The 17,291-nt window shown below is 54.7% G+C and carries 16 protein-coding genes; 12 read left to right on the top strand and 4 right to left on the bottom strand.

Going from position 1 to position 17,291, the window contains the following annotated elements:
* Positions 1-12: 12 nt before the first annotated feature.
* From AB8B75_RS17275 to glmM, 8 genes are all read left to right on the top strand, one after another.
* Entirely contained in the window at positions 13-954 is a 942-nt protein-coding gene (locus AB8B75_RS17275; RefSeq protein ID WP_405364054.1) for a glycine--tRNA ligase subunit alpha, read from the top strand.
* Positions 951-1,472, top strand: coding sequence for a DUF6446 family protein (locus AB8B75_RS17270; RefSeq protein WP_405364053.1), 522 nt, complete (start codon positions 951-953; stop codon positions 1,470-1,472). Before AB8B75_RS17275 ends, AB8B75_RS17270 begins: the two co-directional genes overlap by 4 nt.
* Positions 1,472-3,601 carry a glycine--tRNA ligase subunit beta gene (gene glyS, locus AB8B75_RS17265; protein ID WP_405364052.1) on the top strand — a complete coding sequence of 710 codons (2,130 nt, stop codon included), beginning with the start codon at positions 1,472-1,474 and terminating at the stop codon, positions 3,599-3,601. The genes AB8B75_RS17270 and glyS overlap by 1 nt, the downstream gene beginning before the upstream one ends.
* A 55-nt stretch (positions 3,602-3,656) precedes the next feature.
* Complete coding sequence (locus AB8B75_RS17260) at positions 3,657-6,224, top strand: putative PEP-binding protein (protein ID WP_405364051.1); 2,568 nt, start codon at positions 3,657-3,659, stop codon at positions 6,222-6,224.
* 273 nt (positions 6,225-6,497) lie between these two features.
* A complete protein-coding gene (locus AB8B75_RS17255; protein WP_405364067.1) occupies positions 6,498-7,016 on the top strand; it encodes a cell wall hydrolase in 519 nt (172 codons plus the stop codon).
* A gap of 94 nt (positions 7,017-7,110) precedes the next feature.
* Complete coding sequence (locus AB8B75_RS17250) at positions 7,111-8,034, top strand: dihydroneopterin aldolase (protein ID WP_405364050.1); 924 nt, start codon at positions 7,111-7,113, stop codon at positions 8,032-8,034.
* A gap of 3 nt (positions 8,035-8,037) precedes the next feature.
* Positions 8,038-9,051 (top strand): dihydropteroate synthase, encoded by a 1,014-nt coding sequence (gene folP / locus AB8B75_RS17245; RefSeq protein ID WP_405364049.1) that lies wholly within the window; start codon positions 8,038-8,040, stop codon positions 9,049-9,051.
* Positions 9,044-10,390, top strand: a complete 1,347-nt coding sequence (glmM, locus tag AB8B75_RS17240) for a phosphoglucosamine mutase (protein ID WP_405364048.1) — start codon at positions 9,044-9,046, stop codon at positions 10,388-10,390. Before folP ends, glmM begins: the two co-directional genes overlap by 8 nt.
* A gap of 476 nt (positions 10,391-10,866) precedes the next feature.
* On the opposite strand, the gene ilvC is transcribed toward glmM, so the two are convergent.
* Complete coding sequence (gene ilvC / locus AB8B75_RS17235) at positions 10,867-11,952, bottom strand: ketol-acid reductoisomerase (protein ID WP_405364066.1); 1,086 nt, start codon at positions 11,950-11,952, stop codon at positions 10,867-10,869.
* 70 nt (positions 11,953-12,022) lie between these two features.
* Here ilvC and AB8B75_RS17230 point away from each other — a divergent pair, with 70 nt between their 5' ends.
* The 3 genes from AB8B75_RS17230 (at position 12,023) to AB8B75_RS17220 (ending at position 14,187) form a co-directional block, all read left to right on the top strand.
* Entirely contained in the window at positions 12,023-12,478 is a 456-nt protein-coding gene (locus AB8B75_RS17230; RefSeq protein ID WP_405364047.1) for an Lrp/AsnC family transcriptional regulator, read from the top strand.
* A complete protein-coding gene (locus AB8B75_RS17225; RefSeq protein WP_405364046.1) occupies positions 12,475-12,933 on the top strand; it encodes an Lrp/AsnC family transcriptional regulator in 459 nt (152 codons plus the stop codon). The genes AB8B75_RS17230 and AB8B75_RS17225 overlap by 4 nt, the downstream gene beginning before the upstream one ends.
* Before the next feature lie 126 nt (positions 12,934-13,059).
* A complete protein-coding gene (locus AB8B75_RS17220) occupies positions 13,060-14,187 on the top strand; it encodes an aminotransferase class V-fold PLP-dependent enzyme (RefSeq protein WP_405364045.1) in 1,128 nt (375 codons plus the stop codon).
* Between the two features lie 8 nt (positions 14,188-14,195).
* Here the strand turns inward: AB8B75_RS17220 and AB8B75_RS17215 are convergent, their stop codons facing one another.
* The 3 genes from AB8B75_RS17215 to AB8B75_RS17205 form a co-directional block, all read right to left on the bottom strand.
* The gene (locus AB8B75_RS17215; RefSeq protein ID WP_405364044.1) at positions 14,196-15,395 is read right to left on the bottom strand and encodes a UbiH/UbiF family hydroxylase; all 1,200 of its coding nucleotides are present in this window, start codon (positions 15,393-15,395) and stop codon (positions 14,196-14,198) included.
* 59 nt (positions 15,396-15,454) lie between these two features.
* Positions 15,455-15,703 (bottom strand): hypothetical protein, encoded by a 249-nt coding sequence (locus AB8B75_RS17210; protein WP_405364043.1) that lies wholly within the window; start codon positions 15,701-15,703, stop codon positions 15,455-15,457.
* 80 nt (positions 15,704-15,783) lie between these two features.
* Positions 15,784-16,428 (bottom strand): pyrimidine 5'-nucleotidase, encoded by a 645-nt coding sequence (locus AB8B75_RS17205; protein WP_405364042.1) that lies wholly within the window; start codon positions 16,426-16,428, stop codon positions 15,784-15,786.
* Between the two features lie 106 nt (positions 16,429-16,534).
* On the opposite strand from AB8B75_RS17205, the gene AB8B75_RS17200 reads away from it, so the two are divergent.
* Positions 16,535-17,188, top strand: coding sequence for a GntR family transcriptional regulator (locus AB8B75_RS17200; protein ID WP_405364041.1), 654 nt, complete (start codon positions 16,535-16,537; stop codon positions 17,186-17,188).
* The last annotated feature ends 103 nt before the right edge of the window (positions 17,189-17,291 follow it).

Genomic DNA, 17,291 nt, shown 5'->3' with positions numbered 1-17,291 from the left:
TGAGGCGGCCCAATGTCGGAAACATCGCAAACCCCGAAATCGTTTCAGGAGATTATTCTGAGGCTACAAACCTATTGGGCCGGCAAAGGATGCGCATTGTTGCAACCTTATGACATGGAAGTGGGCGCCGGGACCTTTCATCCTGCAACCACTCTGAGGTCCTTGGGCACGCAACCCTGGGCAGCCGCCTATGTTCAGCCGTCGCGGCGTCCTACGGACGGGCGATATGGCGAGAACCCAAATCGGTTGCAGCATTATTACCAGTTTCAAGTCCTGATCAAACCCAGCCCACCTGATCTCCAAGAGCTCTACCTGGGCTCGCTCCGAGCGATTGGCGTCGATATGGGCTTGCACGACATAAGATTTGTCGAAGATGACTGGGAAAGCCCAACCTTAGGAGCCTGGGGTTTGGGGTGGGAAGTTTGGTGTGATGGTATGGAAGTCAGCCAATTCACCTATTTTCAGCAAGTAGGCGGCCATGATTGCCACCCTGTTTCTGGTGAGCTCACCTATGGTCTCGAACGGTTGGCGATGTACATCCTGGGTGTCGATCACGTCATGGATATGCCTTTCAATGATCCGCAAACGCCCATCGCACTCACCTACGGCGATGTCTTCAAACAGACAGAAGAAGAATACGCACGGTGGAACTTTGATACCGCAGACACCGATGTTTTGCTGCGTCATTTTGATGAAGCTGAAAAACACTGCCGCGACATTCTTGACCTTCCCTATGACGACAAAAAAACCGGCAAACGCATTGTGATGGCGCACCCGGCCTATGATCAATGCATCAAAGCCAGCCATATCTTTAACCTGTTGGATGCGCGCGGGGTCATCTCCGTAACCGAACGTCAGGCCTACATCGGGCGGGTGAGGGCCTTGGCAAAAAACTGCGCTGATGCCTTTGTACAGACCCGTGCAGGCGGCTGGACGCCAGAGACACCCATATGAACGGAAAAATCGTTGGAAGTGTCATCATGATCTCGGCTTTGGTTGCGGGCGTTGCGCTTTACTACCTGCAGGTTTACGGATTTTATCAGGAGGCGACATCAGAACTGCCTGAAGTGCAGCTCGTCTCGCTGACATCAAATCAGCCTGAAACAATTTTGGCGGAGCGAATTCAGGCGATTGATGCCGACAGTTCCCCCATTCGCTTCCGTGCGTGCTTTGAAACCTCATCCAGTCTGGCCATGTTGACCGAAACCTATGTCACTTTGGAGCAAGCCACACCGCGTAATGCGCCGGGTTGGTTCGACTGTTTCGATGCCGCTGCGATTGCCGATGACATGGCCAGCGGGCGCGCTCTTTCCTTCTTGGGTCAGAAAAATGTTGAATTCGGTGTCGACCGTATCGTGGCGATCACTGAGGATGGCCGTGGTTACATATGGCATGAACTCAACGATTGCGGCGAAAAAGCCTATGACGGAACCATAGTGGGCGAAGAGTGCCCCAGACGGGATGAAAACTGATGCCTGATCTCCTGATTGAGCTCTTCTCAGAAGAAATTCCCGCGCGCATGCAGCGCCGCGCCGCGGAAGATCTGAAAACCCGGATTACAAAAGGCATGGTCGAGGCTGGTCTGACCTATGCGTCAGCCGCACAATTCTCCACCCCGCGCCGTCTGACCTTGACGGTTGAAGGCGTGCTAGATGCCAGCCCCAATACAGTTGAAGAGCGCAAAGGCCCGCGCGCGGACGCGCCGGAAAAAGCCATTGAAGGTTTCTTGCGCGGGGCGGCCCTTTCTCGCGATCAGTTGGAAGAACGCACAACCCCCAAGGGTGCGGTGCTCTTTGCCAAGATTGAAAAACCGGGTCGGCCTGCCGCAGATATCGTTGCCGAGGTTCTGGAAGCCACGGTTCGAAACTTCCCGTGGCCTAAGTCCATGAGGTGGGGCGCGGGTTCTTTGCGCTGGGTGCGGCCTTTGCATTCCATTCTCTGCATTCTGAATGATGAAGCCGGTGCGGAGGTAGTGCCGCTTGATATCGATGGCATAAAGTCCGGCGACACGACCGCCGGCCATCGCTTTCTTGCACCGGATCGTTTTACAGTGTCCTCTTTTGAGGATTACGCCGCCAAGCTCAAACGGGCCTATGTGGTGCTTGATCCGACAGAGCGGGCGGATGCCATCTGGCATGATGCGACCAATATGGCCTTTGCCAACGGAATGGAGGTTGTCGAGGATTCAGCCCTGCTTATGGAGGTTGCGGGGCTCGTTGAGTGGCCGGTGGTTTTGATGGGCAATGTTGGCGAAGACTTCCTTGGTCTGCCACCGGAAGTTCTGCAAACCTCTATGAAAGAACATCAGAAGTTCTTTTCCGTGCGAAATCCAAAAACCAAACGGATTGAGCGCTTTGTGACCGTCGCCAATACAGAAACCGCCGACAACGGGGTGACCATACTGGCGGGTAACGAAAAAGTCCTATCGGCCCGGTTGGCCGATGCAAAATTCTTCTGGGACAACGACCTGCGCGTTGCGCAAAGTGATATGGGCGTCTGGTTGACAGCGCTTGAGAACGTAACCTTTCACAACAAGCTGGGCACGCAGGCGGAACTGATCAACCGCATGGCGAAGTTGGCGCGCGAGTTGGCACCTCTTGTTGGTGCTGATCCGGATGAAGCCGAAGAGGCCGCACGTCTGGCCAAGGCCGATCTCAGTTCGGAAATGGTTTATGAATTCCCCGAACTTCAAGGCCTCATGGGGCGCTACTACATCAAGGCTGCCGGTCACTCGGATGCGATTGCAGCCGCCGCACAGGAACACTACGCGCCGCTTGGTCCCTCTGATGATGTGCCAACTGCTCCCGTTTCGGTGGCTGTTGCACTGGCGGAGAAAATCGACAAGTTGACTGGGTTCTGGGCGATTGATGAGAAGCCTACCGGAAGCAAGGACCCCTTTGCGCTGCGCCGGGCAGCTTTGGGTGTCATTCGGATCGTGCTCGAAGGGGGCTTGTCAATGTCCTGGTTAGACGTGGCCACTCCGGCTGCACGCAGGCAACCTGCTCCTGATGCGTCGTCAGCCTTGGCCTTTGCTCGGAAAATGTCACATGACAACGACTCCGCTTGGTTTGTGGCGCGAGCGACACTCGACTTCCTCCACGACCGCCTCAAGGTTTACCTGCGCGATCAGGGCATCCGCCATGACATCATCGACGCCTGCATTGCAATGCCTGGCAACGACGATCTCGCGCTGCTGGTCAAGCGCGCGCGTGCGCTGTCCGAAGTCTTGGCCACGGATGATGGCGAAAACCTTCTGCAAGCCTTCAAACGCGCCAATAACATTCTGACCCAGGCCGAAGCGGCGGATGGGGTTGAATACTCTTACGGCGCAGATCCGAAATTCGCCGAGACCGATGAAGAACGCGCCGTTTTCGCTGCGCTCGAGGCCGCAGAAGCCAAGATCAAACCGGCGATGGAAGTGCATGATTTTGCCGTCGCAATGTCTGCCATGGCAGATTTGCGCGCTCCTTTAGATGCGTTTTTTAACTCTGTGCAGGTCAATTCAGACAACGGAACCGTCCGACGTAATCGCTTAAATCTTTTGAGCCAGATTACAAAACTATGCGCATCAGTTGCGGATTTGACCCTGATCGAAGGCTAATACGCAACTGATCTTCGCGTCCTTCTAAAGACTTGTCAGCCCAAGTTTACAGCTTATGCTGCAGCGATACAATTTAGGTGCTGCAGTGCAGAATAATCCAAATACCACTCTCGTCACGGCGCAGGCGCCAATTGCTGCCGAAACCCATGGAGGCCGCGCCAAGTGTCTGCAAAGGCTTGTGCGCCTAGAGTTGCCTGTCCCCCGAACAGTCGCGCTGTCATTTGACGCAGTAAAGCGCATTGCAAAAGGCGAATTGCCCGATATCGCGGCGATTGTCTCACAGTTCCCGGAAGGGGTATTGCTCTGCGTTCGCCCCTCTTCGGAAGATCCCGACTGGGGCGGACCGGGTGCTGTATTGAACATCGGAATGAACACGCAGCGCTGCGAGGCGCTGAATGAACGTTTGGGTGAAACGGCGGCGCGGGCGATATACACCCGTTTTGTTCAATCCTATGCGGTTGATGTCGCTCGGCTGGACCCAGATGTATTTGAAAACGTAAAGGGCGAAGGGGCAGAAGGCCTGAGCGAGGCGTTACGGGCTTACGAATCCGAATTGGAAGAGCCCTTTCCAGCGAACCCATCCGATCAACTCGCAGCTGTTTTGAAGTCAATGGCGCGCGCATGGGACGGGACATCCGCGCGTCTGCTACGCCAAGCCAAGGGCGCGCCCGCTGACGCAGGATTGGGATTGGTTGTTCAGGAAATGGCGCTTGGGCTCGGTCAGGGTGAAAGTGGTTCGGGTGTTTTGCAATTGGTCGATAGCGATACGGGGCTGCCGCAGATCACTGGTCGCTATTTGAGCCAAAGCCAGGGACGAGATGCGCTCGAAGGTGATGCCGCAGCGCTCTACTTGGGTCGTGACCCGCGTGGCCCTTCTTTGGAAGAACTGGCACCGGAAGCGTTTAACGCACTGAAAACCCACGCAGGTTTGATGCGGTCAAAACTGCGGGAAGAAATGCAGGTAGAATTTGCTATCGAAAACGGCGCGCTCTACATCCTTGACGGCGTGCGTGTGGCAAGGTCGAGCCAGGCGACAGTGCAGATCGCAGTGCAGCTTGCCGATGATAAGATCATCCCACGTGCGGAAGCTCTGATGCGCGTGCCACCCCGCACGTTGTCGGAGTTACTCCATCGTCAGATCAGCCCGGATGCCGAAAGAGATGTAATTGGCCATGGCATTGCCGCGAGCCCGGGCGCTGCCACTGGGCAAATCGTCTTTACGGCGGCGGAGGCTCAGGCAAGTGCTGCGCGAGGTGATCCATGTATCCTTGTGCGTAGGGAAACCTCGCCCGAAGACATTCGTGGGATGCACGCCGCGCATGCTGTTTTGACAGAACGTGGCGGTATAACAAGCCACGCAGCGGTGATTGGGCGCGGGATCGGTTTGCCCTGCGTCGTGGGTGCGTCCAATATGCGGTTCATCAGCAGTAAGAAGCAGTTGGTCACCCAAGATGGCCGGGTTTTTAGCGCAGGCGATGTGGTGACCGTGGATGGGACCAGTGGCGAGGTTTTGGCCGGTGCCACGAAAATGCGCGAAGCCGCGTTAGATGAAGGTTTCCAGAAGCTGATGGATTGGTCGACGGAGTTTTGTGACATTGGCATACGCGCCAATGCCGATACGCCCGCTGATGCGCAAACAGCGCGCAATTTCAACGCTCAGGGCATAGGGCTGTGTCGCACGGAGCACATGTTTTTTGAAGCCGGACGTTTAACAGTAATGCGCGAAATGATCTTCGCGGAAACATCACAGGATCGTCGTGCAGTCCTTGAGCGGTTGTTGCCGATGCAGCGCGCCGATTTCACACAGCTTTTCCGTATCATGAAAGGCCAACCTGTATGCATCCGTTTGTTTGATCCGCCCTTGCATGAGTTTTTGCCAACCGATCGGGCAGGGCAGCGCGAACTGGCTGAGGCGTTAGATTTGCCGCTGTCGAATGTGACACGACGGATCGACGCCATGTCTGAGTATAACCCGATGCTGGGTTTGCGGGGTGTACGTCTAGGCGTAACGGTGCCCGAGATCTACGAAATGCAGGCGCGCGCGATTTTTGAGGCGAGCATTGATGCCAGTGATGCGGGAACACCCGTTGAACCTGAAATCATGATCCCATTGGTGTCCGCACGGCGCGAGGTTGAATTGGTCAAAACCTCTATCGACGCGGTTGCAGCAGCGGTACGCAACGAATGGGATCGGGATTTTGCATACCGGCTGGGCGTTATGGTTGAAACACCTCGAGCTGCTCTTAGAGCTGCCGAAATCGCCCCGCACTGTGCCTTTTTGAGCTTTGGTACAAACGACCTGACGCAAATGACATATGGACTGTCCCGAGACGACGCCGGTCGCTTCATGTCGGACTACGTGCAACAGGGTGTTTTCCCAGAGGATCCTTTTCACGTGCTCGACACTGAAGGGGTTGGAGAGCTGTTAAAAATTGGGGCAGAAAGAGGGCGATCGGCGCAACCCAATGTTACGCTTTCGATCTGTGGGGAACATGGCGGTAACCCCGAATCAATTTCATTCTGTCGGGATGCAGGGTTTGATTATGTTTCCTGTTCACCCTTCCGGGTGCCAGTCGCACGATTGGCTGCCGCACAACTTGCGATCGGCGGCAACATACAGTAGCAGCCGGACCAATTGATCACTAAATGTTGTGTCTACTCGGATGACGTGTTGAGCGGTTGCTTGCCGACGTTAACCGACTTGTTGGTCGTAAACTTTACGTCAACGATTTTAATCGGTAGAGAAATTCTGATTTTTGACCTGGGGGAAATGGTCTTGCGAATTGTCTGCAAAGCGATTTTGTCGCTAACCTTTGGCCTGTTCTTGGGCTTTTTTGTGGCTGATCCCAGCCTCGCGCGTCAAGGCGTGGAACAACAAAATAGCGTCGAGCAGGAATTGGAGTCGGTTAAGAAAGCCAGCACAAAAGACGACGTTCTCGATACTCAGATGTACAACGATCTGGAGTTTTCGAAATCATGGATTGACCGGCTGCCAATGCCGCAGGGTGGGGATGAGTTGCGGTGTTTGGCTGAAGCGCTTTATTTCGAAGCGCGGGGCGAAACAGTTAAAGGTCAGTTTGCTGTTGCTGAAGTTATTTTGAACCGTGTTGAATCGGCACGATTTCCGGCTTCGGCCTGTGGTGTGATAAACCAGGGCACCGGCAAAAAATTTCAATGCCAGTTCACCTACATGTGCGATGGGCACAAAGAGATCATCGCGGAAAAACGAGCTTTCGAGCGCGTTTCGAAGGTCGCGCGCGCAGCCCTTGATGGCGTCGCACCGCCCCTCACAGAAGGTGCGACACACTATCATACGACTGCGGTAAACCCAAACTGGAGCAAGGTTTACACCAAGACGGCGGCCATTGGCGTGCACATTTTTTACCGGCATACGTGGCAAACTGCGAGCAACTGACGTTTTCAGACCTTGGCGCGCCGCGTAGAAGGTTGTTAATGGGCCCATGGCGTCACACTGGGTGTAGACGCGAAATTGACAGAGAGCCCGGTCCATGACTTCCGAAATCAGACTTGCCTTTGCTCATCCTAGCGAGCGTTCGGAAGCCACAGCGGGAACGGATCCGCTCGACAGAATATCCCTGCGCGATCATATCGTAAAAATCGAAATAGGTGCGTTCCAAGCAGAGCGTGGGGTGACCCAGCGCATCTGTTTCAACGTGGTGGTCGAAGTGCAGCCCTTGACAGGGCCGATTGATGATGACGTAGACCGTATACTTAGCTACGACAAAGTCACGGAAGCCATTGCGTTTGAGCTCTCGGATGAGCGTCTCAACCTATTGGAAACTCTGGCGGAACGCGTCGCGGAACGGATTTTGCTGGAACCGCAAGCACGCCGCGCGTTTGTGAGGATCGAAAAGCTGGACAGAGGCCCAGGCGCTCTCGGCGTCGAGATCGTCAGGTCACAGGGGCAATTGGCGCCTGTCCGGCCGGAAGAAGAATCGCCGCCACAGCCGGAGTTGGTTTACCTTGGCAACGACGCCATAGCGTCGCCGTATCTCAAAGGATGGATCGACCAGTTGGAGGCGACCGGAAAACCTCTGATATTTTGTGTTGGGGCGTCAGAAACCGCAGCGCCCCAAACTCGCCACAAGATGGCGCAGCGCCGGATTGATTTGCTCGCCATCGAGCAGAACGCCTGGGTCCTTGCATCCAAAGATGACCGTTGCGTTGTCGTAAACACACGCACCGAACTCGACTGGGCCATGAAGAATGGACAAACCTGCGTTTGGGCGCCCTCCAAGATTGTTCTGGATGCCGTGGATGGTCCCTCTGCACAACCACATGACGCTGTCGCTTTGGCGGCGTGGTTTGCAAATACCTTCGAGGCAAGTGAGATGTTGGTCATTGGGGCCGATTTGCCGTTGACTGCATCCGTGCCTTTGCGCGCTGTGTCTGTTCGGGATCAAAAGTTCTGATTGATGACCGATTACTATCGTCCAATTGCTCAGGTTGATGCTGCGCGTCCGGAAAATGCGCATCGGCTTGTCGGCGCATGGGGCTGGTTCACAGAAGTCGAAGTTCTATCGCGTAGCCAGCCACCGAGGATTATGGCTGCCGCAGACGTCGACTCGGTACACCTACGTCCCTTGATGGAGCCGCGCGTGCCCATCGCTGGCATTTCAATGGATCGCCCGCGCGTCATGGGGATTATCAATGTCACGCCTGACAGTTTCTCGGATGGAGGTAAACATAGTTCGATTGAGGCAGCTGTCGCCGGCTCTTTGAACATGAAGGACGCCGATATTCTGGACGTCGGGGGCGAATCGACGCGTCCAGGTGCATCTTTTGTATCCGAGGACGAAGAGATTGCCCGTACCGTGCCCGTGATCAAAGCGCTTCGTACGGCGGGCATCACAACACCGATCTCAATCGATACCCGCAAAGCCGCTGTTGCAGCTTGCGCTCTGGATGCAGGCGCAAATCTGGTCAATGACGTGTCGGGCTTCACCTTTGATCCAGCTTTGGCACTGCTTTGTGCGGACCGTTCTGCTCCTGTTTGCGTGATGCATGCGCAAGGGGATCCCGCCACGATGCAACAGGACCCGCGCTACGATGACGTCTTGCTTGATGTGTTCGACTTTCTGAAGCATCAAATCGATATGCTGATCGCCAAAGGCATTCCAAAAGAACGGATTTTGGCAGACCCGGGCATTGGATTCGGAAAAACCTTGGAACATAACCTGCGTCTGCTATCCCGGTTGTCCCTGTTTCACGGTTTGGGTGTTCCTCTTCTTTTGGGCGCGTCGCGCAAAAAGTTCATTGGGACAATTTCCAAGACCAATGCTGCGCATGATCGGATGCCAGGGTCGCTGGCTGTAGCCCTCGCCGCACTGAAACATGGGACACAAATCGTGCGCGTGCATGACGTCCCGGAAACAGCTCAGGCTATTGCGCTTTGGCGGGCTGCCATGGCAGGTTGCGCGCATGGATAAACTCTTTGGTACAGATGGCGTGCGAGGCACCGCGAATACCCATCCGATGACCGCGGATATGGCGCTGCGTATCGGTGCTGCGGTGGGACGATACTTTAGCCGCGACAGGTCAAGCGTACATCGTGTCGTTATCGGAAAAGACACTCGTCTTTCCGGCTACATGTTCGAAAATGCGCTCACTGCCGGGCTTACATCTACAGGCATGAATGTTTTGCTGCTCGGGCCGGTGCCAACACCTGCGGTCGGTTTGCTGACACGTTCGATGCGTGCGGACCTCGGGGTTATGATCTCAGCCAGCCACAACCCGGCGGCAGACAATGGCATTAAATTTTTTGGGCCAGACGGCTACAAGCTGTCGGATCAAATGGAAGCGGACATTGAGGAGCTGATAACGCAAGGTGTGGCACCAATCGAAGCAGAAAATATCGGGCGTGCAAAACGCATCGATGATGGGCGTTTCCGCTACATTGAGAGGGTCAAATCTTCTTTTCCGCGCCAGATGCGTCTGGATGGTCTGAAAGTTGTCGTGGATTGCGCCAATGGGGCGGCCTACAAAGTGGCGCCAGAGGCCCTTTGGGAACTGGGCGCGACGGTGATACCGATTGGCGTTGATCCAAACGGAAACAACATCAACAAAGGTTGCGGCTCGACCCATCCGCAACTGGCCGCCGAAACTGTTGCCGCCCATGGAGCGGATCTCGCTATTTGTCTCGATGGTGATGCGGACCGTGTCATCCTGTTGGATGAAAACGGCAAGGTGGGAGATGGCGATCAATTCATGGCTTTGATGGCGGTGCGATGGGCGTCGGAAGGTAAGCTTGCAAACAACGCTTTGGTGGCCACGGTTATGTCAAACTTGGGTCTGGAACACTTTCTGGCTGCAAAAAACCTTCGCCTGGAACGCACTTCCGTGGGAGATCGCTATGTGGTGGAACGGATGCGCGCGGGCGGCTTCAATCTGGGTGGAGAACAATCCGGGCATATCGTCATGTCGGATTACGCGACGACCGGAGATGGTTTAATGGCAGGGCTTCAGTTTCTTGCGGAAATGGTGCGGTCGGGGAAACCGGCCAGCGCTCTCTTGAACAATTTCGATCCAGTACCGCAACTTCTTAAAAATGTGCGTTTTGCGACAGGTCAAACGCCTTTGGACTCAAAAATCGTGAAACAGGCGATTGCGCAGGCCGAAGCAGATCTCGCCGGGGCGGGTCGTTTGCTTATTCGAAAATCGGGGACAGAACCTTTAGTTCGCGTAATGGCCGAGCACGAAGACGCTGCTTTGATGGAACGGGCCGTCGACAGCGTCGTTGAAGCCGTTGCAGAATCCGTCAGCACTTAGCGCAATCGAAACAGGTGCCGCAAAGCGCCGTATTGGTTTAGGCTATGGCCCGGCAGAATAGAGTTCGTTGCCTACATCAAGGGCACGAGCAGGGTTTCCGCAGCAAATCCACGCCTAGGGTCACACACCACAATGATACCCGATAGTTGGTCTATGGCATAAAAACTGGCTAACCCGTACGCGCGACCTGGACCCGCAATAGGATTGCTGCTGTTTTCGGAATTGAGCTTAAAACTGCAACGACCTAACGCAGTTTGTTATCGGGCCAAGGCGGCGGACCATTCAATGCAACTTGCGAAACTTAATGTGTACCAGCCGAAATGAGGTCCAGAATGGGGACCGTGTGCTAGAATTTCAATGTATCATCAGGGTTACAGAGTGCATTTGGACTTTCCAAAGGAAACGGGGCGGATTTTGTCCGCCCCGTATGTTGGAAACCGAAGTGATCGAAAAATGCTTCGAATTACCTCGAAGGATCAGTTCTTGGCTTTGTCGACCATTTTTCCTGCTGAAATCCATGGCATCATACCGCGCAAGGTTTCGCCGGTTGCTTCGATCTGGTGTTCATCATTGATGCGTCGGGTGCCTTTGAAGAACGGCTGGCCAACAGCATTTTCCTGCATGAAATCGCGAACGAATTTTCCGGTTTGGATGTCTGTGAGGATGGCCTTCATACGCGCCTTGGTCTCATCATAGGGTAGAACCCGTGGACCGGATACATACTCTCCGTACTCTGCCGTATTGGAGATCGAATAGTTCATGTTGGCGATACCACCTTCGTAGATCAGGTCCACGATTAACTTCACTTCGTGCAGGCATTCGAAATAGGCCATTTCGGGCGCGTACCCTGCTTCGACCAACGTTTCGAAGCCCATGCGAATGAGTTCGACCAATCCACCGCAAAGCACGGCCTGTTCACCGAAGAGGTCGGTTTCGCATTCTTCACGGAAATTGGTTTCGATGATGCCTGAACGACCACCACCGATGGCAGAACAATAGCTCAGGCCGATTTCGAGCGCTTTGCCGGAGCTGTCTTTGTCCACCGCAACAAGGCAGGGAACCCCACCGCCTTTGGTGTATTCGCCGCGGACTGTGTGACCCGGACCTTTTGGCGCCATCATCACGACGTCAATGCCTGACTTGGGCTCAATAAGGCCAAAGTGAACGTTCAAACCATGCGCAAATGCGATGGCTGCTCCCTCACGGATGTTGTCATGGACGTACTTCTTGTATGTCTCCGCCTGAAGCTCATCGGGCATCGTGAACATGATCAGATCGGCCCAGGCTGCGGCTTCCGCAATACCCATGACAGTGAGACCTTCACCCTCAGCTTTTGCTGTTGAGGGAGAGCCTTCGCGCAGGGCAACGACAAGGTTTTTGGCACCGCTGTCGCGCAGATTCAGCGCATGGGCGTGGCCCTGGCTGCCATAGCCGAGGATGGCGACTTTCATGTCTTTGATCAGGTTCACATCGCAATCGCGATCATAATATACACGCATGTTGGCAGTCCTTTGAGAAATTGAAACTGCCGCCAAACTACGACTAAAAGCGCTAATTGCCATTACAGAATTCGACATCTATGATCATCTAAGTGAATTTATTATTCGCCTAACCTGGAAAAGTAAAAAATTAATGCTCGACGATCTTGATCGACGTATCTTGAGGCACTGGCAGGCTGAGCCAAGTCTGAACCCGGCAGAACTTGCAGAACGCTGTGCTACCTCGTCGGGAAAAGTCGCCAGACGCATTGCGCGTATGCAGGAAACTGGGGTGATTGAGGGGATCGGTGCCGTGATCGATTGGACAGCCCTTGGCTACTCGGTCGAAGTCTCCCTAAGAGTGACCTTGGACAAAACGCAACCGCGGGCGTTTGATGATTTCATCGCCGCCGCTCGCGCCGTTCCCGAAGTAACTGAGATCCAAACCTTCTTGGGCCGTGTCGATGTGCGGCTGAATATCATCGCGCGGGACATGGCGCACTATCAGGACATTTATCGCAAGCGGGTTCTGACGTTGCCCCATATCTCGGATATTGAGGCCCTGATGCAAATTGCGCAAATCAAGGCAGAAGTGGCTTTGCCGATATGATAGAAATGGACCGCCTGGATCGCGCGCTGGTGCGCGCCTTGGCCAGAGACGCCACTCAAAGTGCCCGCGCTTTGGGTCAGAAGCTCGGGTTGTCGCAACCTGCCACCTGGCGACGCATGCGCAAGCTCGAAAGCGCTGGCATACTCAAGGGGCGCCACCTACGTTTGAACGCGGAGGCCCTTGGTTTTGGTGTAACCGTTTTCCTGGGCGTCAAACTGGCGACAAAAGGGCGTGTAAGCCTCGAGGATTTCGAACGCGCGGTTGGCGCAATTCCTGAAGTGCAGCGTGTCGAGCATGTGTTGGGACTATATGACTATCGCTTGCGTGTGGTCGCGCGGGATTTGCCGGATTTCGAACGCGTTTTACGCCGCCGCATCATGACCTTGCCGGGCGTGGGCGAAGTGGAAGCTAATGTCTTGTTGAGCGAAGAGCGGTGTCCCGGGCCCATCGGCTAAGGTAGGGGTCGTTTGTTTCCGATAGGCATGAAACGATAAGGTGTTTGGTCGCTTGTATACATAAGTAGACTTTGCCAAGGCGCAGGTCGCCCGCTAACTGTGGGCAAGTATTAGGGAGATACAATCATGCCAGCTCTGCTCGACACAGTTGATCCAACAGGATTGGAAGAATTCTCGGTTGTTTTCACGGATCGTTCATTGAACTCCATGAGTTCGGCCTTTCAGCAGGTGATGAATGACCTGTCGTCCATGCTGAAAGAAGTCTACGCGGCGGATGCTGTTGCGATCATTCCTGGCGGTGGCACATTTGGTATGGAAGCCGTCGCGCGCCAATTCGCGCTAGGGGCAGAGGTTTTGGTTGTGCGCAACGGTTGGTTTTCCTATCGCTGGAGCCAGATTTTCGAAACGGGCGGGCTGACATCAAACACAACGGTTTTGAAAGCCCGTCAAATCGCAAATGCAATTATTTCACCATTTACACCTGCGCCCATCGACGAAGTTGTCGCCGCGATAATCGAGCAGAAACCAGATGTAGTTTTCGCGCCGCATGTCGAAACCAGCGCCGGGGTAATTCTGCCAGATGCCTACATTGCCGCAATGGCCAAGGCAGCCCATGATGTCGGTGCATTGATGGTTCTGGACTGTATTGCCTCTGGTTGCGTCTGGGTGGACATGCGCGCCCTTGGCGTAGATGTGTTGATTTCGGCGCCACAAAAAGGCTGGTCGGCCTCACCATGCGCCGGTTTGGTGATGATGTCGGAGTGGGCTGAGGTGCGCTTAGCTCAAACGCAGTCGGATAGTTTCGCCATTGATCTGGGCAAATGGCACAGCATTATGAAGGCCTATGAAAATGGCGGCCATGCGTATCACGCAACCATGCCTACAGACGCATTGCGCGCATTCCGCGATACAATGGTTGAAACCAAAGACTATGGTTTTCAACGATTGAAGGAAGCTCAGTGGAAGTTGGGCGATGCCGTTCGTGCAATGCTGGCCGCAAAGGGGATCGTTTCTGTTGCCGCAGAAGGGTACGGTGCGCCGGGGGTTGTCGTCAGCTATACAGATGATCCAGACGTGCAGAGCGGCAAAAAGTTTGCGGCGGAAGGTATGCAGATTGCCGCCGGCGTTCCGCTACAATGCGACGAGCCGGCAGATTTCAGGACCTTCCGGTTGGGGCTTTTTGGGTTGGATAAACTCTATGATGTTGACGCCACAGTGGGTCGTTTACAGCGGGTAATCGATCAGGTTTTGTAAGGCTCTGGCTATTTGACGCCCAAGCCCATTTGCATCAAGGTTTTTCGCACCGGGCCCATAGCATAGAGCGCGCTTAGTCCGGCGGCGCGTGCATCTCGTAGCAATGGAGCGCTGACCTGGCTGGCGCGGTTCAAGATATCAATCCCTTGAACCCGCAAAGAAATATCCTTGTAGCGTGCGGTGTGGTAGGCATCCAACATCTGTCGATCACCCAGTCCGTTCGGGCGTTCCAAGGCCAGTGATAGAAGCGTAGCGGTATCAGTCAAGCTCATGTTCAAGCCCTGCGCGCCGATTGGCGGGACAACATGCGCAGCCTCTGCGATAAGCGCTAACCTCTCAGAACAGAGGCGCGCCGCTTTTTGGCTGTTGTTGGGCCAGATTGTCCTAGGTGATGAAAGCTTCAAAGGGCCAAAAATGTGGCAACTGCGCGCGGATATTTCTTCCTCAAACGCCGACACATCCATGGTCATTCGTGACTGCGACAAGGATCCCTCATCCATCCAGACAATCGCCGAAGAAGGGATTCCGCTTCGGTCCGGCAATGGTACCAGTGTGAAGGGTCCGCCAGTTCGGTGAATTTCGGTGGACACGTTTTCGTGTGGGATTGAATGCGTAACGGCAAACGCTAGCGCCTTTTGCCCGTAGCGTGTCGTACGCGTTTGTATGCCAGCGGCTTGGCGCATCTGCGAGTGGCGACCATCAGCTGCGACGACCAATCGGCAGCGGACCCTTGTCCCGTCGCTTAAGCCCACGCGCGCTTCGTTCTCTCGGGTGAAGAGCGTTTTTGTGCCGGTATCGGTCAGCAATGTGACGTTGGGCAATTCGTCCAGCCGGGCTACGGTTTCCCGCCGCAGCAGCCAATTCGGAAAATTCCACCCAAATGGCAGATCGGACACTTCGGAAGCGTTGAAATCCCTGGTCAGGCGTGGTTCTGCAACGTCACCGCCTGCATCAATAATTCGCATAACCTGCAAAGGTGCGGCATGCGGTGCCAGCCGATCCCAAAGGCCCGCACTTTGCAAGACACCTTTTGCAGGCTGCAACATGGCGGTCGAACGCATGTCAGCACCCTTCGCATTTGGATCGATCACCGGGGGAGCAGGATCTACGCAGAGCACATCGAAGCCCGCCGTTCCAAGGGCAGCGGCTGCTGTCAGCCCGGCAATACCGCCACCGGAGACCAGAACATCACAAGATTTATCAGACATTTGCCCCCGCATTCTGAATTGGAGATTAGGTCCTCATCGGGCAGATGGCCAGACGGCGGCTATCCCCAGGTGATCAAAAGCAAAACGACGAATATCACCGGGACCAATGCCAATGCGGGCAAATACAATCCGGGCAAACCAAATGTCAAAGCCGCGCTCATCCAAAGGCTGACAAAGCCGATCAGCGCAAACCACACATTGTTCTTGTCGCCAAACAACAGGTCTCGCGCGACCCAACCCAATACGGGGATTCTAAAAAACAATCGCTGCCAAAGCGGCAGTGCAGGTGGGTTTACGTCAAGCGCCATGAGACTTCTCCTATCTCCAATACTATTTGTGAGATAGGCGGGCGCGTTCTGCTTCACAGAGACCTGATGTCGCAGGTAGATCAAGACAAGCCTTTCAAAAACCCGCTCAAATCGTCCGTATGAAAATGTATATGCCTGCCCGTCCCACGTGACTCAGCCACATGGACTGTGCGCATACCCATGTCATGCGGCACCTTAAGATTTCGTGCATCGTCTTCAAACATGGCGGCAGATTCAGGTTTCAGGCCGTCTTTTCGAAACACCTTATCAAAAGCGGCGTGGTCGGGCTTGGGCAGAAAATCTGCATGTTCCACACCGTAAATTGCATCAAAAGCTCCGTCCAATCCGCGTGCCTTGAGTACGCGTTCCGCATAAGGCGCGCACCCATTTGTGTAAACGATGCGTCTGCCGGGCAGCTGCGCGATCTGATCTGCCAAGACCGGATCTGGTTCAAGGCGGTCCATTGGAATATCATGCACATCAGTCAGGTACGGGCCGGGATCAACGTCATGTTCGCGCATGAGACCGGCAAGAGTCGTGCCATGTGTTGCCCAGTAATGTTTGCGCAAACGGTCGGCTTCGGTGTGATCCACGCTCAAAGCGTCCATGACATAGGCTGTCATGCGGACCTCGATCAAATCGAAAAGTCGCGCAGATGGTGGGTACAGCGTGTGGTCAAGGTCAAAAACCCAGGTGCTGACATGAGAGAACGCGTCCTTTGGCATATGATCGATTTAAATCCTTGGTTGCAAAGGACCTAGATCCCAGGGTTGCATGATGGCACTCGGCCTCGTTAAGGTATTAAACCGACTTTAGGAAAAGGCAAACGCCATGGGGTTTCAAAAACCGCAGCAAACAGATGCTTATTCAATGATTCTCGAGGCAATTGATCTGGGCGTTTACCGTCCGGGTGATCGGCTGGTCGAGATCGAGTTGGCTGAACGTTTTGGGGTCTCTCGGACACCGATCCGCGAGGCGTTGCAGAGGCTGGAAACGCAATCTCTGCTCGCGCGAGATGGGCGGAGTTTGATTGTTGCTTCGTTGGATCACAACCAGATGGCAGAGCTTTATGTCGTGCGACGTGAGCTTGAAGGGTTGGCGGCGAGTCTCGCGGCACAGCATGCAACCGATGAGGAAGTACGCATCCTGCGAGAAATGGTCGAAGCCGACAATGCATTGACAGACAACCCCGCGGCACTGGCGCGGGCTAATCGTCGGTTTCACAAACAAATCCATCTGGCGTCACACAATCGCTACCTGGTGCAGCAACTCGATCTGGTGCATCGCACAATGGCGTTAATGGCGACCACGTCTCTGGCGGCACAGGGACGTGGAGAGATTGCACAGGCAGAACATGACGCGATTGTGCGTACGATTGAACAAAAGGATGTCGAAGGCGCGGGTGAAGCGCTGCGCGAACATATTTCGGTCGCCTTCATGACGCGCCTCAAACAGGATGCCGCCCGCCGTGAAGAAGAGGCTTAGACTGGCGGAAGCGGCTCACTCCATATTAACACGAGGATGCATGCCAAGGTGATCTGCTAGGATTGCGGACAAAATCGCTTGCGATATGCTTCCACAAGTGCAG

It is taken from the genome of Roseobacter sp. (genome assembly GCF_045106495.1).
Classification (GTDB): Bacteria; Pseudomonadota; Alphaproteobacteria; order Rhodobacterales; family Rhodobacteraceae; genus Roseobacter.
Note: the sequence above shows the minus strand (reverse complement) of the source record. Positions and strands in the feature narration are given on the sequence as shown.